This window comes from Psychrobacter glacincola (genome assembly GCF_904846215.1).
Classification (GTDB): Bacteria; Pseudomonadota; Gammaproteobacteria; order Pseudomonadales; family Moraxellaceae; genus Psychrobacter; species Psychrobacter glacincola.
The window spans coordinates 18,353-39,557 of sequence record NZ_CAJGZK010000007.1 but is presented as its reverse complement, the minus strand read 5'-3'; the positions used below and the strand labels follow the sequence as shown (position 1 = coordinate 39,557).

At 43.5% G+C, this 21,205-nt stretch carries 16 protein-coding genes; 14 read left to right on the top strand and 2 right to left on the bottom strand.

Features of this window, described 5'->3' with window-relative positions; translation table 11 throughout:
* The first annotated feature begins 346 nt into the window (after positions 1 to 346).
* The 5 genes from gspD to JMW90_RS05800 all read left to right on the top strand — a co-directional run bounded on the left by gspD (position 347) and on the right by JMW90_RS05800 (position 7,137).
* Positions 347 to 2,605, top strand: coding sequence for a type II secretion system secretin GspD (gene gspD / locus JMW90_RS05820; protein WP_201562133.1), 2,259 nt, complete (start codon positions 347 to 349; stop codon positions 2,603 to 2,605).
* A gap of 493 nt (positions 2,606 to 3,098) precedes the next feature.
* Entirely contained in the window at positions 3,099 to 3,254 is a 156-nt protein-coding gene (locus JMW90_RS05815; protein ID WP_201562131.1) for a hypothetical protein, read from the top strand.
* A 93-nt stretch (positions 3,255 to 3,347) separates the two neighbouring features.
* The gene (locus JMW90_RS05810) at positions 3,348 to 4,355 is read left to right on the top strand and encodes a TatD family hydrolase (RefSeq protein WP_201562315.1); all 1,008 of its coding nucleotides are present in this window, start codon (positions 3,348 to 3,350) and stop codon (positions 4,353 to 4,355) included.
* Between the two features lie 70 nt (positions 4,356 to 4,425).
* Positions 4,426 to 5,316 carry a tRNA threonylcarbamoyladenosine dehydratase gene (locus tag JMW90_RS05805; protein WP_201562129.1) on the top strand — a complete coding sequence of 297 codons (891 nt, stop codon included), beginning with the start codon at positions 4,426 to 4,428 and terminating at the stop codon, positions 5,314 to 5,316.
* 21 nt (positions 5,317 to 5,337) lie between these two features.
* Complete coding sequence (locus tag JMW90_RS05800; protein WP_227691875.1) at positions 5,338 to 7,137, top strand: GAF domain-containing hybrid sensor histidine kinase/response regulator; 1,800 nt, start codon at positions 5,338 to 5,340, stop codon at positions 7,135 to 7,137.
* 277 nt (positions 7,138 to 7,414) lie between these two features.
* Here the strand turns inward: JMW90_RS05800 and efp are convergent, their stop codons facing one another.
* Complete coding sequence (gene efp, locus JMW90_RS05795) at positions 7,415 to 7,987, bottom strand: elongation factor P (RefSeq protein ID WP_201562125.1); 573 nt, start codon at positions 7,985 to 7,987, stop codon at positions 7,415 to 7,417.
* Between the two features lie 193 nt (positions 7,988 to 8,180).
* On the opposite strand from efp, the gene epmB reads away from it, so the two are divergent.
* The 9 genes from epmB (at position 8,181) to JMW90_RS05750 (ending at position 20,209) form a co-directional block, all read left to right on the top strand.
* On the top strand, positions 8,181 to 9,188 hold the full coding sequence (epmB, locus tag JMW90_RS05790) for an EF-P beta-lysylation protein EpmB (protein ID WP_201562123.1): 1,008 nt from the start codon (positions 8,181 to 8,183) through the stop codon (positions 9,186 to 9,188).
* A 164-nt stretch (positions 9,189 to 9,352) separates the two neighbouring features.
* Positions 9,353 to 11,083 (top strand): hypothetical protein, encoded by a 1,731-nt coding sequence (locus JMW90_RS05785; protein ID WP_201562121.1) that lies wholly within the window; start codon positions 9,353 to 9,355, stop codon positions 11,081 to 11,083.
* A 369-nt stretch (positions 11,084 to 11,452) separates the two neighbouring features.
* Positions 11,453 to 13,546, top strand: coding sequence for an EAL domain-containing protein (locus JMW90_RS05780; protein WP_201562119.1), 2,094 nt, complete (start codon positions 11,453 to 11,455; stop codon positions 13,544 to 13,546).
* Between the two features lie 280 nt (positions 13,547 to 13,826).
* A complete protein-coding gene (locus tag JMW90_RS05775) occupies positions 13,827 to 14,282 on the top strand; it encodes a c-type cytochrome (RefSeq protein ID WP_201562117.1) in 456 nt (151 codons plus the stop codon).
* Positions 14,283 to 14,350: 68 nt separating this feature from the next.
* The gene (locus JMW90_RS05770; RefSeq protein WP_201562115.1) at positions 14,351 to 15,355 is read left to right on the top strand and encodes an AAA family ATPase; all 1,005 of its coding nucleotides are present in this window, start codon (positions 14,351 to 14,353) and stop codon (positions 15,353 to 15,355) included.
* Between the two features lie 277 nt (positions 15,356 to 15,632).
* On the top strand, positions 15,633 to 16,679 hold the full coding sequence (locus JMW90_RS05765) for a hypothetical protein (protein WP_201562114.1): 1,047 nt from the start codon (positions 15,633 to 15,635) through the stop codon (positions 16,677 to 16,679).
* On the top strand, positions 16,676 to 18,937 hold the full coding sequence (locus tag JMW90_RS05760; RefSeq protein ID WP_201562113.1) for a transglutaminase TgpA family protein: 2,262 nt from the start codon (positions 16,676 to 16,678) through the stop codon (positions 18,935 to 18,937). The genes JMW90_RS05765 and JMW90_RS05760 overlap by 4 nt, the downstream gene beginning before the upstream one ends.
* A 70-nt stretch (positions 18,938 to 19,007) precedes the next feature.
* Entirely contained in the window at positions 19,008 to 19,295 is a 288-nt protein-coding gene (locus JMW90_RS05755; RefSeq protein ID WP_201562112.1) for a DUF4031 domain-containing protein, read from the top strand.
* Between the two features lie 161 nt (positions 19,296 to 19,456).
* On the top strand, positions 19,457 to 20,209 hold the full coding sequence (locus JMW90_RS05750) for an IS5 family transposase (protein WP_201562111.1): 753 nt from the start codon (positions 19,457 to 19,459) through the stop codon (positions 20,207 to 20,209).
* 24 nt (positions 20,210 to 20,233) lie between these two features.
* On the opposite strand, the gene JMW90_RS05745 is transcribed toward JMW90_RS05750, so the two are convergent.
* Complete coding sequence (locus tag JMW90_RS05745; RefSeq protein ID WP_201562110.1) at positions 20,234 to 21,100, bottom strand: LysR family transcriptional regulator; 867 nt, start codon at positions 21,098 to 21,100, stop codon at positions 20,234 to 20,236.
* Positions 21,101 to 21,205 lie beyond the last annotated feature (105 nt).

The following is a 21,205-nucleotide window of genomic DNA, read 5'->3' as shown; positions in this document are numbered from 1 at the left end:
AGTGACAAAAATGCTTCTGTAAAATAAATATGTGTTGGCTGGTATGATGAGCGATATGATGACTATAGTTAATCCACTTTTAAAAAAGTACAGAACTACTGGGATTAATTATTCGCAGCCTCTGTCTGCGTAGGCACAGCGTAATCACAGCAAGCAAGAAAAATTAACCCCAGTAGTATTTTATAATATTTGTATTTCTTTTATTTAGGATCGGCTATAACACAACTGAGTAATCATTAAATCATGACTGATCAAATCCAGTAATCGTTAAATCCAGTAATCATTAAATTCAACATTCATTGAATTCAGTACATACCAAGCGCCATCACTGTAGGTAATCATCAATATGGTAAGTTCTCATAATTTTTCAGTCACACCTTTGCATCATATTTTGCAGCGTTTGATGCGACTGTGCCGTCCTCTTTGCTTAGCCATACCACTATGGGCGGCTAGTACTGGGCTGGTGAGTGCTGAAAGCTGGAAGGTCAATTTACAAGATGCCGATATCAAAGCCTTTATCAATGAGGTGGCGACGATTACCAATCAAAACTTTGTCCTTGATCCTCGCATCAACGGTAATGTGACTGTGATTTCCAATAAGCCATTGTCGCGTGATGAGATTTATCAGCTGTTTTTGAGCGTGATGCAAGTCAACGGTATTGCTGCTATCGATTCAGGTACAACGATTAAACTGGTTCCTGATAGTGTTGCCAAACAAACTGGTATCGCTGTGGATTTACGTGGTGAGACCGTCGGTGAGACCTTGGCCACGCGGGTGATTTATCTGACCAATACCCAAGCGGCAGAAGTGTTAGGTATCATCAGACCGCTCATGCCGCCGTCTGCACATGCGGCTGCTGTGACTGGGGTCAATGCCTTGGTGCTGTCTGATCGTGCTGATAGCCTAAATCAGCTGACAGCGCTTATCCGTGATTTAGACAGCAATGTGAATGACAGCTTACAAGTGATACCACTACGTCATGTTGATGCCGAGCGTATGATGGAGTTGATTAGCGCGCTGGTGGCGAGTGCTGGTAGCGGGCAAGCGCAAGGTGGCAGTAATCAGCTAAAGGTCATTGCCGACACGGCGAGCGACAGACTGCTGGTTAAAGGCAGTCCTGAGATGATTGCCAAAGTTCAAGAAATGGTCAATCGGTTGGACACAACACCCTCAAGGCGCTTAAGTGGTCTGCGTGTCTTTCGCCTAAAATATGCCAGTGCCGGTCACATTGCCGAGATGCTGCGCGGTCTACTTGCCAGTCAATCTATCAATAGCTCTGGCGCTTCGTCAACATTAGAGTCAGCATCCTTGAACGATGCCGCTACTACAGGATCATCGCTGACTGGTGGCACTAATAATAGTAAGGTGGGTAGCAATAATATAGGCAGTACCGCTGCCACGCCTTTACCGAATAACAGTTCAGCGGGTACAAGTATCGGTAGCGGTGGTCGACCCTTTAGTATCATCGCGGACGAAACTCAGAACGCCGTCATTGTTAATGCAGCGCCTGAGTTGATGTTTGAGATTGAAGATGCCGTCAATCAGTTAGACAGCCGCCGCTCGCAAGTATTGATTCAAGCGGCGATTGTTGAAGTGTCAGGCGATGATGCGACGCAGCTTGGGGTTCAGTGGGCGCTGGGTAATGCCAATAGTGGTTATGGCGTGGTGAACTTTAATAACGTGGGTGCGAGTGCGGTTTCGCTTGCAGCCGCTGCTTTGTCCGGTGGGACAGGCATAAGCGCAGCAGCAGGCTCCATTGCTGGTGCTTTGTTAGGTATTGGCAGTAGTAGTAAAGACAGCAAAGGTAATGCGCAATTTTATGGGGCTATCTTGCAAGCGCTTGATTCTTCTACCAGTGCCAATCTACTGTCTATGCCATCGATTTTGACCTTGGACAATGAAAAAGCGAGTATCTTAGTCGGTCAGAACGTGCCGTTTGTGACAGGCTCTTACACCACGGGTAGTGACTCCTCGACCAATCCCTTTCAGACCATTGATCGCCAAGATATTGGTATCAATCTAAACGTCATCCCGCATATTGGTGCAAACGGCACCGTACGTTTAGAGGTATCACAAGAAGTTTCCTCAGTTGTGCCAGGCAGTGCAGGGAATGCCAGCGGTCTTATCACCAATAAAAGTCTTATCAATACCACCATTTTGGCAGATGATCAGCAGACCATTGCTTTAGGTGGTTTGATGCGTGATAACTCTACTACGCGCCAACAAAAAGTGCCAGGTTTGGGTAATGTGCCCCTTATCGGTCGACTGTTCCGCTCGGACAATGACAATAGCCAAAAAAGCAACTTAATCATATTTTTACAGCCGACTATCCTACGTGATGGCGGCGCAGTAGCAAGCGTGACAGAGCGTAAATATAATCAGATGCGCGTCCTTCAGCTGGTCATCGATAAAAACGGTACAATTAAACAGCTGCCATTAAGTGGTACCGAAGGTTGGAATGGTGATATTAGTGCCGATTACGAGCTCATGCCACTCAATCCTTTGATTCCCAAACGTGATCAAAAGCCAAAAACACCCGCAAAAGGTTTTACTCGTGTTGATAGCCCAAGCACAGGTATTACAACTTATCCATTAAGCCGTTAAGCGCTTTGATGGTGGTTTTCTAACAGGTTAACTAGGCTTTTAGCGCTGCTTTTAGCGCTGCTTTTAGTGCTTATAGTCAGTCGTAAATAAAAGAAATACAAATATTATCAATCACCACTGGGGTTAAGTTTTCTTGCTTGCTGTGATTATGCTGTGCCTATGCAGACAGAGGCTGCGGATAATCAACCCCAGTCGTTCTGTACTTTTTTAAAAGTGGGTCAACTATAGCAAATGCCGCTTTCATATCTCTCTTAAAGTTTTACTATCCTCAAAAGTACGGTGTATGACATACGCCGTACTTTAGTTTGTATATTCATATAATAGATAAACATACACCTTAGCTATAGGCGTATAATAAAAACAGCTAACATAGGTATATAACGCTCCTAATGACAGTACGGTATCTTTGTTCAAATGGATTAAATCTATCAAGTTTTATTTGTAAAGCATCGTCTAGCTGTTATTCGTCAGCTAATTTTAAAAGGTAACTATCATGGCAAGCACTGGTAATAAGAAAAAGTGGTTGGCATTAAGCGCCATGGGTGTTGCTCTATTGCTGATCCCAAGACGGAGTAGCAAAAAGGCGGATAAACGATTGCCTAAAAATGATGACTCTATAAAAAAGGCTAAAAACCCAGATAGTGAGTAACGTGTAAAGTAGCTATTTAAAAAGTAGCTATTTAAAAAGTAGCTAATGCAAAAGTATACTTATCATACCAATGATGAATTTTGGAGTTTATGGATGATGGCGATTGGCGCATCAGGTATCAATTCTAGAGTAAGAGCGGATACTTTCCCCTTGATTGATACCCATACGCATTTTGATGCTCCGGTGTTTAATGAGGATAGAGATGAGCAGGCACAATTTGCCTATGATAAAGGCGTGCGTCATTTAGTCTTGGTTGGCTATCTATATCGACATTTTTCGCGGCTTTATGAGACTCAGCAGCAGCTAAAAGTGCCTTGTCAGTTGGAGGCAAAAGATTGTCTAAATCAAGAAAAGTATTGTCCTAAAGTGCATATCGCCCTAGGTTTGCATCCTTTTTATATTGAGCAGCATAAAGACGCTCATTTGGAAGAAATGGCGCAAATGTTGAATACCAAGCGCCCTTTAGCAATAGGTGAGATCGGTTTAGATACTTTTACCAATGTCATGAAGCAGCCTGATATATTTGCCAAACAGCAGCGGTTTTTTAGTACGCAGCTAGATATGGCAGTGGCGCATCAACTGCCCGTTATGCTACATATTCGTAAGGCTCATGCCGAAGCGCTGGCTTTACTAAAGGCGCATGATTACGATGCGCATAAACTGGGTGGTATTGCCCACAGTTTTAGTGGCGGCGTACAAGAAGCCAAAGCATTTGCAAAATTAGGGTTTAAGCTTGGCGTGACCGGTCAAATAACCAATCCGAACGCGAAAAAGCTGCGCCTTGCTATCCAAGCGGCAGTCGATAGCTATGGTATCGACTGCTTGGTAATTGAAACGGATTGTCCAGATATGATGCCTATCCTATACCAGACGGTAGATGATTTAGAGGGTGCGTCATACAGTAGCGCATCGGTGTTTGCACAAGATAAAGAGAATGAATGGGGCGATACGCTTATACATAATAGAAATATTCCTGCAAATTTGTTTTATGTATTATATAGCTTGAGCGAATTACTAAATGTTCCCGTCGCTATTCTCGCTCAGCAATTGTGGCTCAATAGTTGCAATGCTTTGCAGACTAAGTGGTCTTATACGCTTTGAATTTTTTAGCGAATACCGACTACTATACAAATGGTTTAACAATAAGATTCTTAAGAGTTTCTACATCGTTATGAATGAAGATATACACATGCAGTCAGATATTATCCAGCGAGAGCCTATTGAAGAGCAGATACTTGTACCGGAAGCATTGACAGTACCCGATAGTGAGGCCGCGCAATATGAGCGTCGTTTTAAAGGCACTCAGACACTGTACGGTAATGCCGCAGTAGATACATTTTTTGCTGCACATGTCTATGTTATTGGTGTCGGCGGTGTGGGTTCTTGGGCAGCAGAAGCTTTGGCGCGTACGGCTATTGGTACTATTACGTTAATTGATTTGGATATATTGGTAGTATCCAATGTCAATAGGCAGCTACCCGCTTTAGATAGTACCTTTGGGCAAAGTAAAATTGAGGCGATGGCAGCCCGTATCCGTGAGATAAATCCGAAAGTTACCCTGCATTTGGTTGATGATTTTTTGACCACTGAAAACGTCGCCACATTGCTGCCCAGCCGCGCACAAGCAAAAATGACGGCTCAAACGGCTCCGATTGTGATTTTAGATTGTGTCGATGATATGGATGCCAAACTTGCTATTGCCTTGCATTGCCGCTTCAACAAACTAAAATTGGTTTGCGCTGGCGGGGCAGGGGGTAAAATAGACCCAAGTCAAATTAGAGTTGGCGATTTACGTGACACCTATCAAGATCCGTTACTGGCCAAATTACGTAATAAATTACGCCATGAAAAAGGCATCAATAGTGCCTTAAAAGAGAAATTCGGTATCAAGTGTGTTTATTCGACAGAACCACCCCGCGTAGACAAAAGCGGTCAAACAGGTGGCTTGCACTGCGGTGGTTATGGCTCGGCGGTCGTCGTCACCTCAGTGGTTGCCATGCTTATGGTGAGTGAGGCATTACAATTATTGCTTAAGCAGGCGGCTGTTAAACCAAGCCTCTGATATGAATTTATGGAGTCCATCTTGTCTACATCCAACTTGCTAGAGAATAGTTATCCCATCGCTATAGATGAAGTTGAGCGTATTAATAAACTCAAAAAATATCAGGTGCTCAATAATAATGAAGAACCTTCTTTTGCGCGCTTAACTGAACTTGTCAAACTGTTTTTTAATATGCCAGTGGTGACCATTACCTTTATGGATGAGAACACCCAGTATCTAAAATCTGTCCATGGACTTGGTGGTGTTTGTACGACGACGCGTAAAGTCGCTATTTGTAATTATACCGTGCTCTCAAATAACGTTTTTGTGGTGCCAGATTTAACCAAAGACAGTCGATTTAATCAAAATCCATTGGTTACCGATTGGCCTAAGATACAGTTTTATGCGGGTGCTCCTATCATTATGCATGAAGACGGTAAAACCTATCGTTTGGGCTCGCTATGTTTGATGGATATGCAGCCTCACCATGATTTTACTGACAAACAAGCGGATTTATTGGCTCAGTTTGCGATGATGGCAGCCGATGCTTTACAGCTACAAGAACAACAGCGTAATGCCAAATATGCCAATGAGATGAAGTCATCGTTTTTGGCCAATATGAGTCATGAGATACGCACACCGATGAACGGTATCATCGGTATGGTTGAGATGCTGAGCGATACCATGCTGAGCGTTGAACAAAGAGAGTATATCGAGAATATAAAGGTCTCAAATGAGCATTTGCTCGCGATTATCAATGGTATTTTAGACTTATCAAAAGTTGAAGCCGGTAAAATGACCATCGATTCTATCCCGATGAATCTATCTAGCCTCTGTAATGAGGTTGTCAGCTTATTTGCCATCAAAGCTCGCCAACGCGGCTTGGTTTTAGACTATCATTATACTGAGTCGCTATCGCCTTATATTAAAGGGGATCCCGTACGTCTTAAGCAGGTCATGGCAAATTTGGTCAATAATGCGATCAAATTCACCCGTGAAGGCGGGCGTGTGACGATTGATGTCAAACATATGGAAGACAATCCTTGTCTAGATAATAAGGATTGTGATCATGGTAAAGAAACTCAAAATAGTGTTCCAGATTTTACCATTGATGCTAAAAATAGCACAACGATTCATCAAGACATGACGTTATGCATTGAGATCACAGACACTGGTGTCGGTATTAAGTCTGAATCATTAGAGGCAATATTTGATGCTTATGACCAAGCAAATAAATACACTCACAGGCTTTATGGTGGGACGGGGCTTGGATTGTCTGTTTGTAAGTCTTTAGTTGAGCTAATGGGTGGCTATATCGAAGTAGATAGCGAAGTCGGCGTTGGGACGACTTTTAGAGTGTTATTGCCGCTACCGTGTATTGCTGCAGAAGATTATGAGACATGGCAAACGGCAAATGACTTTACGATAACGTTGCCAAGCGATGAGCTGGTGGGTCATATTTTGTTGGTCGAAGATGACAGTGTGAACGCTATAATTGCCAAAAAAGCCCTTAATAATGGTGGTCATACGGTCACTCATGTCAATGATGGCCAACAAGCTATCGAAATTTTTGCATTATATCCTGATCGTTATGATGTGATTTTGATGGATCATCATATGCCGATTATGGATGGCGTACAGGCAACCATCAAACTCCATGAGCTCTATGCCCCTCAGGATTTGCCACCTATTATTGCGTTAACTGCCAATGCAATGGATGGTGAACGTAAGAAATATCTTGATGTAGGCATGCAGGATTATTGTACCAAGCCCTTTAAGCAAGAGCAGCTTAATGCGTTGGTTCAATATTGGTTGATGCATCGGCAATCACTAGAAGAATAGGTATAGTCAAAATACTCTAAAAACGCTACGGTACTGCTGGTACAAATTTTTTGCAGCCTCTGTCTGCGTAGGCACAGCAAGCAAGAAAAATTGATACCAGCAGTACCTAATGTGTCGATATTATTTTTCACTGACTCTATCTATTTGAGCTACGCCGTTATTATCCATAACCTATTCATCACCCACTAAACAATAGCCATTAAAAAAGCTTAACTGCTCGAAGAGCGGTTAAGCTTTTTTGTTCTGACAGACAGACTAGAGCTATCTATTAATAGCTTTAGCTAACGCGCGTTTGATAATCGCCAGTACGAGTATCCACACGCACCACTTCACCTTGCTGTACAAATAATGGTACACGTACTACCGCACCCGTCTCTAATGTTGCAGGTTTGCCGCCGCCACCTGAAGTATCGCCGCGTACGCCCGGATCGGTTTCAGTGATTTGTAATTCAACGAAGTTTGGCGGTGTTACTGAAAGAGGAGCACCGTTGAATAAAGTGATGGTACATAGTGCATTGCTGTTTTCTTTTAGCCATTTTACCGAATCGCTCATCGCTGTTTTGTCCGCCTGAATCTGCTCAAAACTCTCAGGATGCATAAAATGCCAAAATTCACCATCATTATACAGATAGTTCATTTCAGTGTCCATGACATCAGCAGCTTCTAAGCTATCGCCTGACTTAAAAGTCTGTTCCAGTACTTTACCACTACGAAGATTGCGCAATTTAACACGGTTAAAGGCTTGCCCTTTACCTGGTTTGACAAACTCGTTTTCAAGAATGGCACAAGGGTTGCCATCGAGCATGACTTTGAGACCAGATTTAAATTCATTGGTAGAAAAACTTGCCACGGAAAACTCCTAGAAATTCAGAAAAAATAGTTTATAAAAAAGGTGGTAAATGTTACCAGCGAAAAATGAGTGCCAGATCTACTGTGCTAAAAGCATGAGCCATTTTAGTATATAGAGGATAGGACGTATGCTTTGATAGGCGACGCCCTAACAGCGTATAATATCGGCTTTTGGGCACAGGTATTAGGTTGTCATGATAAACCATTTAATCACACAAAAAAACTGGCAAACGCAATTATCCGAAGCCATTACCTCTATTGATGAGCTGCTTGAGATATTACAGCTACAATCACTGCGCTCAGAGGTTTACGTACCTGAGCATTTTGAGCTGCGAGTACCGCGTGCCTTTGTAGCAAAAATGACCGTTGGCGATCGTGATGACCCTTTATTGAGACAGGTATTGCCCAATCAAAAAGAGCAAATGGCAGTAGCAGGCTATGTGGCTGACCCATTAGCCGAAAATGCACATAACCCCGTCAAAGGTGTGCTGCATAAATACCAGTCAAGAGTGCTATTAACCATCACCGGTGCGTGCGCGATTCATTGCCGTTACTGCTTTCGCCAGCATTTTGACTATAGTGCCAATATGCCAACTGCCAGCGCAAAACAGGATATTATCGATTATATCAGCGCCCATCCTGAGATTAATGAAGTTATCTTAAGCGGCGGCGATCCATTAAATGTGACCAATAGACGTCTATTTGCTTGGCTAGATACCTTGGAGGCGATTGAGCAACTGACAACCATTCGTATACATAGCCGTCTGCCGCTCGTGATTCCAGCAAGGCTTGATGATGCGCTATTAGAGCGTTTGGCCCAGAGCCGCTGCCAAATCGTCATGGTCATTCATGGTAATCATGCCAATGAGATTGATGCGTTGACAGCAGAGTATTTGCAGCGCGCGCGTGCTGCAGGAATTACCTTGTTAAATCAAGCGGTGCTTTTAAAGGGTATCAATGACAGCGTTAGTGCCCAAACAGCATTGAGTCAGCGTTTATTTTCGGCGGGCGTATTGCCTTATTATCTACATGTGCTAGATAAAGTGGCGGGCGCAGCTCATTTTGATCATGATGAGCGCTCAGCCATCGAGCTTTATTGGTTATTATTGGCTAAGTTACCTGGCTACCTAGTCCCTAAACTGGTCAGAGAGTTGCCAAATAAACCTTTTAAAGTACCAATTAATGTTTACAATAATAAATAAAGTGTGCACTATGATAGGCTGTTTATTTTGGCAAATAAATGATAAGGAAAAGTTATAGCTGATCATGATAAAGAGACGAATGGTTAGGTGTGATAACAATATTCTTTTTTAAGAGTATATCCTTATACCCTGATAGATAACTTACGCAATTGCTAAGGATGGTAATGATAAATTCATCGACCTTTCAAAAGTATTTAGCAGCTGAACCCCCTTTGTTAGAGGCTTGCGATAAGCCTACGAGCAGTAATAAGCCCCATTTACGTAAATGGGCGGCACTATTGCCAGCGCAAACAGAGGCGCAGCAAGTCGAGCAAATAGAAAAAGTATTGACAGAATTGCGTCTGACTTCTATGGATGATAGAGCGCGCCTGTCATTGATTAAGATTGTCATTGACGCCGCCAATCAGCTGATTGCCGCGCTTCGCCAACAGTATATTTATGAGCCAGGTGCGCTTAATGAGGCTCAGCTTGGCTATGTGGCTCAGGTAAAATCGCTGTATTATTCATTGATTATGACCTATGACGGCGTGATACACCGCGAAACTGCCTCTTTAAAGGATAAGCAGCAAGCACCTTCTAGCCGTCTATGGCGTCGTTATTTTACCAGCGAAAGATGGTCCCCTGTTACCTTGGCGATTGCCATTTACCAAACACTGCTTATTTATCAAAAGCTGCTGTTTGAAGATGCGCTTTGCTATCAAAAGCCGCCAGCCTATACATGGGCTAATATAAACAAGCTGTATCGTATCGCATGCCAGCAGCAAGCCTCAGCTATCGTACTGAGTGTTTATCTCCCAACTCAGCAAGCTGATACTATCCATCACTTATACTGCCAAATATGCTTGCACGATTTGCTAAATGTACGAGCACTGCGTCGCCCTCATATCCTACTGCTACAGCGTTTGCTGCCAGATTGGAGCGTACATATGGTTGCTGCCATAGAGCCGCGTACGGCAACGCGAGTGTTCGTCAATCTACAGAGTAAAGAGCCGCCTACTTATTTAACCGCATTGTCTACTATCAATCCATATGATGCTCATCATACCTGCTTATTTATAGAGCTTGAATCCTTATTGACGTATTTACAATCGCGTATGCAAACCCTAATCGATACTGAGCGAAGAGGGGTTGAATACTATCTGATTAATACTGTTTCAATGGCGATAAGCTACCGTTATATCGACCCAAAAATCACCCTTCCTATCAAGCATAATACAGAGCAAACGGCGACGATCATAACAGGTTTTAATGAGATACATTACCGTATCAGTAACGGCGAAGTTTTTAGCAGTTTAATAGCATCTAAAAACCTGCCAAAGTATCAGCAGCCGCGTTATGACACCTTACCAAAAACCCCTGCTAGCTATAAAGAATTAGGGGCGAATATATTTGAGGGTGATAATCCGTTGTCACACTTTCGTACGCTATGCTTGTTACCAGAATGCTTGTTACCAGATTCATCTGAGCCATCTGATAATATTGATGATCTCATTTCCATCGCACCACCTTTGCAAATAATGAGCCTTTTTTTACTATGCCGCAAAGATATTGCTACCCCGTCTAAATGGTCTATGGGAGTGGTGCGTTGGCTTGATTTGGATAGCGAAAAGCCTAAACTTGAGTGGCAAGTCCTTGGTCATAAGATGATTGCCTGTGGAATTTGTCTACAAGATAGAGAGGATCGCAGTCAGCATTTTGTGCCAGCGTTTGTTATTGGAGATGATGAACGGCTGCAAACGGCTCACAGTGTATTATTGCCGACCTCTCATTTTAAAACAGATGATAAGGTTATTATGCGTATTAATGACCAACAGAAATCTTTGCGCTTGGGTCGTAGTCTAATGATGACCGATGAGTTTAGCCAATATGAAGTAATGCAGGCTCAATCGCGTTAATTTACTTAAAAGTTCTGATCCTTAAACACTCTGATAGCCATGTAATAAAATACAGCTATTGGTTCGTACCATTTAACAATTGCCATAGTAAGTTAAGCAGCAGTCGGTTGCATTATTGTTTATAATGACAACAATAACCACGATGCTGTTTCTTAATATTCTGGTATTTTTCATCTATAGTCAAAATACCCTAAAAACGCTACGGTACTGCGGGTACAAATTTTTTGCAGCCTCTGTCTGCGTAGGCACAGCAAGCAAGAAAAATTGATACCAGCAGTACATAATGTGTCGATATTACTTTTCATTGACTATATTTGACTACAGCGCATCGGCGACTCATATTATTTTATAAGATTAAAAAGGCTTTCTATGCGTACTCATTCTCTCTTAAACTTATTGGTTATCGATGCTGATCAGCTCTATGCTGAGCGCCTCGTACACTTGCTAGGTTCGTACTATGACAGCGTGAATTTAGGTTTTTTGGATGATAAAGAAGAGTTATTGAAATCGCTACGACAGTCTTGGGATGTCTTGGTTTTCGGTCAAGCCTACGATATGAGTTTTACCGATGTGGTTGCTATCATTCAAGAGCAAAATATTGATTTGCCCTTAGTTTGTTTGATAAATAAAGACACGGTAGCCAACGCTCAGAATGACGAAGGCTTGCCTTCTATCGTGAATGGTACGATGGTTAAGGCACTCTATGCAGAGCAAGAAATGGCAGTCATCATGGCTATTCGCTTATTGCACGAAAACTTGCACAGTCGCCAACAGCTCAAGACATTGCACTCTGTGCTATCTGAGGCAGAACAGCGCGCAAACGTCCTGATTAAAAACTCGAAAAGTGCAGTCGCTTATATCGATCAAGGCATTCATATCTTTGCCAATGATCCGTATCTGCAGTTATTTGGTTTTGAGCAGATGAACGACATCATTGGCATACCTGTGATTGATTTGATTGCGGGTGGTGACAATGTCAAAGCCGTTAAACAGTTTTTGCGTCAGTTCGACAAAGGGAACCGTAAAGACGTTGAGTTTAATTTTGAGAGTCGACGTACAGATGGCAGTACGTTTGAAGCAAAATTACAGTTGGCAATAGCGACACTAGATGGTGAGCCGGTCACCCAGATAATCATTCAACAAAATAACAGCAATAGCAGTGAGGTTGCCAAACGTTTGGCTGAGGCTGAGCGTAAAGACAGCTTAACGGGCATTGATAATCGCCACAGCTTTGAAGAGCAGCTGACGGCAGCCTATGAGCAGGCCAAAAAGGGCACTTTGACGGCGGCACTGTTGTATGTGCAACTCGATAATGTCGGCAAAATTAGAAACAGTTTAGGTCTGCAAGGTATTGACAGCACGGTAAAACAAGTCGCGAATACCCTAGATGAGCTGGTAGCCGATGGTCATGTCAGCCGCTTTAGTGATAAGGCATTTACTATTTTGGTCGAAAATCAGACGACAGCTGCGCTTGAAAAGCTGGCTGAACAGATTGGTATAAGTATCAGTAATATGCTTATTGAGGTAGATAAGCGTACAACCAGTACGACGGCAAGTATTGCTATTGTTAAAATTGAAAAAAACACCCCTGAGCCAAGAGTACTCCTTGAGCGCGCCATGGATGCCATCAATCAAATTATGATTGAGACCTCCAATAATGGTGGAAGATATCATTTGTATGATGCCAGTGAACACGCCAATAGTGATGATCATGCACTGGCAGAATCTCTGGTCGATGCCATCACAAATAATCGTTTTCAGTTATTGTTTCAGCCAATATATGACATCAATAACGACCGTAGTGACTTCTTTGAAGTATACCTGCGCTTACCGCTAGCAAATGCGGACAATACCATATTGACCCCAGATCAGTTTATGGCAGTTGCCAAATCTCATCAATTATTAGAAAAAATAGACCGTTGGGTACTAATTAATGCCTGTAAAAGAATCAATGAAGTGCGTAAAACCCATTCAGAGGCGCGGTTACTGGTACAGCTAACCAGTGCGTCTTTAATCGATAAAAAACTGCCGAGTGTTGCAAGCCAGCTCATCAATGCCATCGGTGGTAAAGCTGGGGCGTTGACACTGCAGTTCAATGAAAAAGACATCTCGGATTATTTAACGGTAGCGAAATCTCAATTTACCGCGCTCAATCAGATAAACTGCCAGCTTGGCATCAACAATTTTGGCTCATCTGTCAAATCTGTGGAGCTTGCCAATCTTGTTCGTCCAAATATGGTACGCTTAGCCCGTAATTATGTCGAGGGGATTGATGCCGCTGACAATTTAGAGACGGTCAAATCAATTATCGTACGTACCAATGAGAGTGGCGTTGATGTATTAATGCCTTATATTGAAGATGCCGCGACCATGTCTGTTGCATGGAGTGTGGGAGCACGTTACCTACAAGGCAATTATCTAGAAGCGCCGAGTAACACCATCACAGTCTCTAACGAGAGTTAAGCCTTGTTTTATATTCATCAATATAGTTAGACGAAAATAAAAATGTTATGAAAATTTAAACACGCTATTGGTACAAATTTTACTGGCGTGCTGCGTTCCCAGAGGCTGCGCAAAATTCATACCAATAGCGCTATAACACTTTTGTAGTAAACTCACTATACTATATCAATACTATGCGTTTATAGTCTACAGACGGCTATCGATGTCTATCACCCTTTGCATTATAGGATGGTTGATGTAGACTCATCGACATCAATACCTATTAATTAAAGATGACACCATGTCTATAGTCAAAAAATATCAACTGGTCGGTATGCTTGTCGCCGCTTTGCTGCTAAGTGCTTGTGAGAAAATACCGCCTGATTATCGTGCGCCTGTTACGCTGCCACTATATACAGAAGGTGATGCTGATAACGGCGCTCTGATATATAAAGACGCTTGTGGTCAGTGTCATCAGCTAAATCCCGGTCTCAATAAAAAAGGTCCGCAGCTGATGAATATTTATGGCGCGCCGGCAGCGAAGCTTGCAGATTATACTTATAGTGAAGGACTAAAAGCCTCAGGTTGGGTTTGGGATGCTCAAACACTTGATACTTATATTGCCGATGCAGAAAAAGCCATGCCAGACTCTAAGATGCTAGCAGATCCTATGCCTGATGCCAAAGAACGTGCGGACGTGATTGCCTATTTGTCTACCCTTCGCGCAGCTGCCCCGATCGTTGAAAATGATAAATAACGCTTGCCTGAGACCTCTTGTTTTCCTCATAAGTTAAACCCATAATCGCCCATAATGCAGCCACCAATATGCCACTTTCATCGAAACATAAGCTGATACCAGAAACACCCACTCAGACAGTTAGTGCGGCTGATTATACTCATAACCAGCAAGAAATCTTCCAATTAATGGCGCAATTGAATCAAATCGTGCTGGACAAATCACAGGTAGTTAAGCTTGCGCTTAGCGGCATTTTAGCAGGCGGACATTTACTGCTACAAGACTTGCCGGGTATGGGAAAAACCACTCTGGCACAAGGGTTAGCGCAGCTGTTAGGGTTAAGTTTTAGCCGTGTTCAGTTCACCAATGATATGCTGCCGGCTGATATATTGGGCATGAGTATCTACGATCAAAGCAAGCTGCAGTTTGAGTTTCGAGCAGGTCCTATCTTTACTCAGCTGCTGCTTGCTGATGAGATAAATCGCTCAAGTCCCAAAACTCAGAGCGCTTTACTTGAAGCGATGGAGGAGCGGCAGGTGACACAAGATGGGCAAAGCTATCTTTTGCCAAAGCCATTTTTTGTGATAGCCACTCAAAACCCTTTGCAGCAAGCGGGTGTTTACCCACTTCCTGAGTCGCAGCTAGATCGATTTTTATTGTGTTTGTCGCTCGGTTATCCATCGCCTGCGGCAGAGCGGGAGCTATTAAAAGGTCAAGATCGCCGCGAGCTTTTGAATAGTTTAGAGGCAGTGCTTGATACAAGGGCTGTGTTGTTGGCGCAGCAAGGCGTCAAGCAAGTTTATGTCGCGGATGTGGTCTTAGATTATCTGCAAAGACTGGTCGCAAAAACACGAGAAAGTCACGAGTATCATGGTCTGTCGCCGCGCGGTGCATTGTCGTTACAGCGTGCCGCTCAGGCTTATGCCTATGTATCGGGGCATATGGAAATGACCCCTGAAGATGTCCAAGCGGTGTTTGCTGCAGTTACGGATCATCGTCTTGGTCAGCGCTTTGTACCTGCGCATTTGACTGGTGGGCAAGCAACACCAACCATCGCTCAGCGTATTTTGGCAGAAGTGGCGGTTATTGTTTAAACGTTTATCATCCGGTAACTGCTCGTCTCAAATTATTGAATACTGAAATGGAATTTTTAGATATAGTTAAAATATCTCAAAAACGCTACAGTGCTGCTGATATAAATTTTTTGTAGCCTCTGTCGGCTAGCTACAGCAAGCAAGAAAAATTAATATCAGCAGTACTTGATGTATCGATATTACTTTTCTCTGACTATAGTTGTTCAGCATATCGTCATCAAACCTTTTCGCCGAATATTAATAATATTGTCAATTTTATGGTAACGATAGGGTAGCCATGAGCCTTTTGCCAAAAGCTTTTACTTCAGCGGCCAATCGATGGTTCGCTTCGCGCGCGCCAACCAGTGACAGCGCTGTACTTAATCTTCGTAACGTTTATATCTTTTTTAGCCGCGAAGGGTTGCTGTTTGCGGTGCTGCTGATTATTACTTTTATTGCTGGTATTAACTATGGCAATAACTTGGTACTGGGCTTGTGCTTTTATCTGATCAGCGTTTGGCTTATCAGTTTTCATGTGACCTTTGCGCATATCTCAGGCTTAAAGGTGCGTTTATTGGATGTGACTATGGCAGAAGCGGGCGCGCCTGTTTGGGTCACCTTGCAGCTGCGCAGTGAGAATCGTCAACCAAGGCGGCAGTTGTTATTTAGCTTTAAGCAGGCTGCTGAACAGAAGAAAAATAAAGCCAACAAAAATAGCATCCGCCACAATAACCGCATAGAAAATCAAAGTTCAATAATGGTCACAAGGTTGCAAGATGAGCAAATTATCAGACTGCCTGTACAGACGCACGTACGTGGACAGCTTGAATTACCAAGATTGACCATAAAAACCGTTTATCCTTTGGGTATTATGCGCGCATGGTCTTACGTGTATTTTGCACGTACGGCTTGGGTGTATCCAAAACCTGAAGCATTCGATTGGCAAGCTCAGTATGCAATCGCAAGTCAGGAGGATTTACCTACCGGTGCGCAGTATCGGCAAGGTCAAGATGACTTTGAGCGGCTAGATAGCTATATTGAAGGGGAGTCGCTGGCACGGGTATCTTGGGGACATGTGGCGCGTGGTCAGGGTATGCTTACCAAGCATTTTGCCGATCCTGTCGGTCATGAGCAAACGTTAGATTATGCCGATATGCCAGCCGCGCATCATGAACAGAAGCTGGCACAACTGGCGCACGGGGCACTAACGCTCGGGCAATTGGGCGTACCGTTTAATATGCGCTTACCAAATGAGGCGCCGTCTGATGTGTCCTCTGCGGCAATGATGGGCGAGGGCGACAGCTTTGCACAAGTTTGCTTGCTAAGGTTGGCAAAATCACTATGAACGACTCTCAACACTTGATTAAAGCCTCCTCTAAAAACCTACCTATAGAAGCGTCTATAGCAAGCTTTGAGCAGTTGGCAGTGGGTCAAAGCATTCGCTCTGATACTGAACGGGACAATACTAGAAAATGGTATCGCCATCTCTTAGCGCTACCAGCCTATTACTGGGTATTAATCGCCCAAGTCATCGTTATTTTACCTCATGCGGCGCACTTGCCCTTATGGTTAATAGGTTTTGCAGTGGTCAGTATTATTGCGCAGCTGCCACGTATTAAAGCGAAGTTTAAAAAAGGTCGTCATTTAAAACGCGTCTATCAAGCCATGCAAATGCTTGGTTTCTTATTAGGGCTGGTAGGTCTATGGCTGACCTACAATACTGCGTTTGGGCTGGATATGGGCGTGGCATTTTTAGTGCTATGCCTTATCAGTAAGCTGTGGGAATTGTATCAGCGCCGTGATGCCTATGTAGTGTTGAATTTATCGCTATTCGTACTCGCAGCATTGTTTTTAATGGACCAAGGATTAATCACTACCTTGGAGGTCATTATTGGCGCGGTCATTATATTATTGGCGTTTATTGCGTTAAACGATGATGGCAATAGTCGCGGTGATGGTCGTCTGCGCACTTTGGGTGTATTGGGCATTGGAGCATTGCCATTATTGGTGGTGCTGTTTCTATTCTTTCCGCGCTTGCCGCCGTTATGGTCAGTACAGTTATCAGGTCAGCAAGCAACCACAGGTGTCTCTGATAGCATGTCGCCAGGTGACTTTGCGAATTTGGGTCAGTCGACCGAATTGGCTTTTCGCGTAGAATTTACAGACAATCGACCCCCGCAGCAGGAGTTGTATTGGCGAGGCTTGGTGTTTAGCGATTTTGATGGCGTTACTTGGCGTCAAAGCCCGCAGCAGCGAGCATGGCAGCCTACGTTACCTATACCTACTTGGATTGAAAATGCGTTTTCGACTGTTCCTGATGCAGTGAAATCTGCTCCCAATAACTATCAGATTATCTTAGAACCTACTCAGCAAAACTGGCTATTTGGACTCGATTACCCGTTTGCACAGCAACAAGATATCAGTATCACATCGGACTTTACTTTATTAAAAGACCAGCCTGTCACGCAGCAGCTGCGCTACGATGTGTCGCAGTTTGCGTCGATGCAGATTGATCCTATTCTCACTGATGAGGCACGACAACTAAATCTTGCCTTGCCCAAAAGTGGCAATCCACAAGCGCGAGCGTTGGCTCAGCAGCTTTTTGCGCAGTCAGGGTCAGATCCTGTACGCTATATGGCCGCTATCGAGCGCTGGATTCATCAGACAGAATTTCGCTATACGCTATCGCCGCCACGGCTCAATACCAATCGTATCGACGAGTTTTTATTTGAGACCAAAGCAGGATTCTGTGAGCATTATTCTTCAAGCTTTACTTTTATGCTGCGGGCAGCTGGTATTCCTGCGCGAGTAGTGGCTGGCTATCAAGGCGGCGAGCTGAGTCGTAGCGGCAATGTTTGGGAAGTACGGCAGATGGACGCGCACGCTTGGACTGAGGTATGGCTTGAGGGTAAAGGTTGGCTTCGTGTCGATCCGACTGCGTTTGTAGCACCTGAGCGCGTTGAGCAAGGCATGAATACGATGACGCAGGCACAAGGCGCTACGATGTTTGGTGATGGGGCTGGCGCGCAAATCAGCTATCAGCAGTATCAAATGCTACAAACCTTGCGCCGTTTATCTGACCAAGCAAGTTACTATTGGCAAAAGGACGTCGTTGGCTATGATCAAGACAAGCAAGCTGACTCACTACTTAAGTGGTTCAATATCCGCTCAATGATGGAACAAATTATTTGGTTGTCGGTGAGTGCCATTAGCGTCATGGCTATTTTGGTCTTCTTTATCTGGCAACGTCGACGCAAACGCTGGCACCCAGCCGATTTACCGCTTGTTCAATTATCAAAGCGTCTTAGCAAAGCGGATAAAGCGCTGGCTCGTCATGAGAGCGAAGGGCAGTTGGCATGGCTTGAACGCTTGGCAACGGTAGCTGCTATAGATGCTGAGACAACTATTCAAAATCGCGCTGTAAATAAGCTGATAGGAAGCAACGATTTGACAGCGATTCAGATAAAAGTTGAGCAGATTAAACAGGATTATCGCCAGCTGCGTTATGGGCGTTTAAGCACACAAGATATTAGGGATAATGAGTACCAAAAAGTACTAAAGCAGCTAAAAGAAAACATAAGTGATTTACCAAGGTTATATTGATTGTGCTTTATGAACGTACTAGAGTAAAAATACTTAGTGAGTTTTATGCAAGGGATGAAAGGTCGGTTATATGGCGATATACGTAGATTTTATGCAGATAGAGTTCAGAGGTTATAAGTGGTGCCATATGCTGGCAGATACCTTGCAAGAGCTACATGATTTTGCCGCTTTGATAGAAGTAGATAAACGCTTATTTCACCGTCATGCCAGTTATCCGCATTATGATGTGACGGTGCAAATGCGCGAAACTGCCATTGAGTATGGTGCTATCCCTGCCGATCGAAAAAAGATTATAGAATGTGCAAAGAAGCTCAAAGTAGAGTTGCAATATCAAATGTCACGCTCTGATGATGCTTAATTTATTGTTGTAAATATGATTCAATAGTGGCTATACGCTACTAATTATCAGTTTCTTAAATTAACAATTAGGGCGTGTTGAACATTGGTGCCAAATTGATAGCAAAAAAAATAGCGAACGGTTAATCTTTAAGTTCTCACACAAAAAAGATATCGTTCGCTATGCCTCGCACCATGCTCAAAGATGAACACTGGACAAGACTGAAACCTATCTTACTAGAACTTAATATCTATGACAAAGGAAATCTTAGACAAACGGTTGAAGGCGTGCTTTATCGCATGCGTGTTGGCTGTCCTTGGCGGGATCTACCAGCTTACTTTGGCAAGCCTAATACCGTCTACAAAGCTTACCAGCGCTGGTTTAAGAGTAATAAGCTGATTACGCTGTTTGCTTTATTAATCAAAGACTCAGATCTTGAGTGGGTCTTTATTGATGGTACTCATATCAAAGCACATCAGCACAGTAGTGGTGGTAACGAGAACCTACAATCCATTAGTAAAAGTGTGGCAGGACGCGCGACCAAGATTCACTTAGCAGTTGATGCGCATGGCAATCCCATCACCTTTGTCTTGTCAGATGGTACGACCCACGATGTTAAAGTCGCACCTGATTTGATAGACAAGGTTGATTTGAGCGATACAGAGGTTTTATGTGCCGATAAAGGCTATGATTCTGATGCACTACGCGCGCATATTGAACAAGCAGGGACGCGTGATAACATCCCTCGGAAGCGAAACACGAAGTCCTCTAACGATCATATGGACTGGGACTTGTATAAAGTACGCCACTTAGTGGAAAATGCCTTTGCTAGGCTAAAACAGTATAGGGCGGTTGCTACCAGATTTGATAAGCTCAAGCAGAGTTATGAGAATACGGTAGCGCTCGCTTGCGCTTATATCTGGCTGAAGTTATGAATGTTCAACACGCCCTAATCTTTTTTAAGCCAAATGCTCTGCCAGATAATCAACCAATAATCTGATCTTTGGTGATAGATGACGGTTGTGCGGGTAGATTGCCCAAATCCCTTCTTCTTGCTCTCGATATTCGTCCAATACCGTCATCAAACGATCGGTTGCTAGATATTTTTGCACATAGTAATCCGGCAGTTGTACGATACCAAGCCCCTTTAGCGCCGCATCAACCAAGCTATAGCCGCTGTTATAACGTATCTTACCGCTCACGCGTATATTGCGCTCTGTATCCCTCTCTTTAAAATGCCAATAATCTAATGTACCCAATAAGCAGCTGTGTTGATTGAGCTCATCCAAGGTTTTTGGCTGGCCGTATTTTTCAAAATAAATGGGCGCTGCACAGACAAAATTGGTACGGTGACTGAGTTTTTTGGCCATCATCGTAGAGTCGCTCAGCTTACCGATACGTATTGCCAAATCGTAACCCCCTTCAATCAAATCAATCTTCTGATTGCTCAAAAAAGCCGTCACTTCGATATCACTATATTGCATCATAAAATCATTTACCAGCGGCAATAGCTGCTGCTCTCCATAGGTGACAGGGGCAGTCAGCTTGATTCGACCTTGCGGTTTGGATTGCAAATTACTGACGGCTTGTTCTGCGGCATCGAGTCCATCAAGGATGCTGCGACAATGCTGATAAAACACGCGTCCTTCTTCTGTTAGCGACACTTTGCGCGTGGTTCGATATAGTAGCTTGGTATTGAGCCGCTTCTCCAATGCAGTGACCTGCCGGCTCACTTGCGCCGTCGAGATAGCAAGCTTTGCTGCCGCTTTAGTAAAGCTCTCAAGTTCTGCCACGTAAACAAACTCACTGATACCATCCCACTTCATGATTATTACCACTGTGTAAAAGATATTTGCAAATATGCTATATTATCATTAGCAGGGAAGTAATATAAAATAATCACACTATTAAAATTTAACTATTAAAATTCA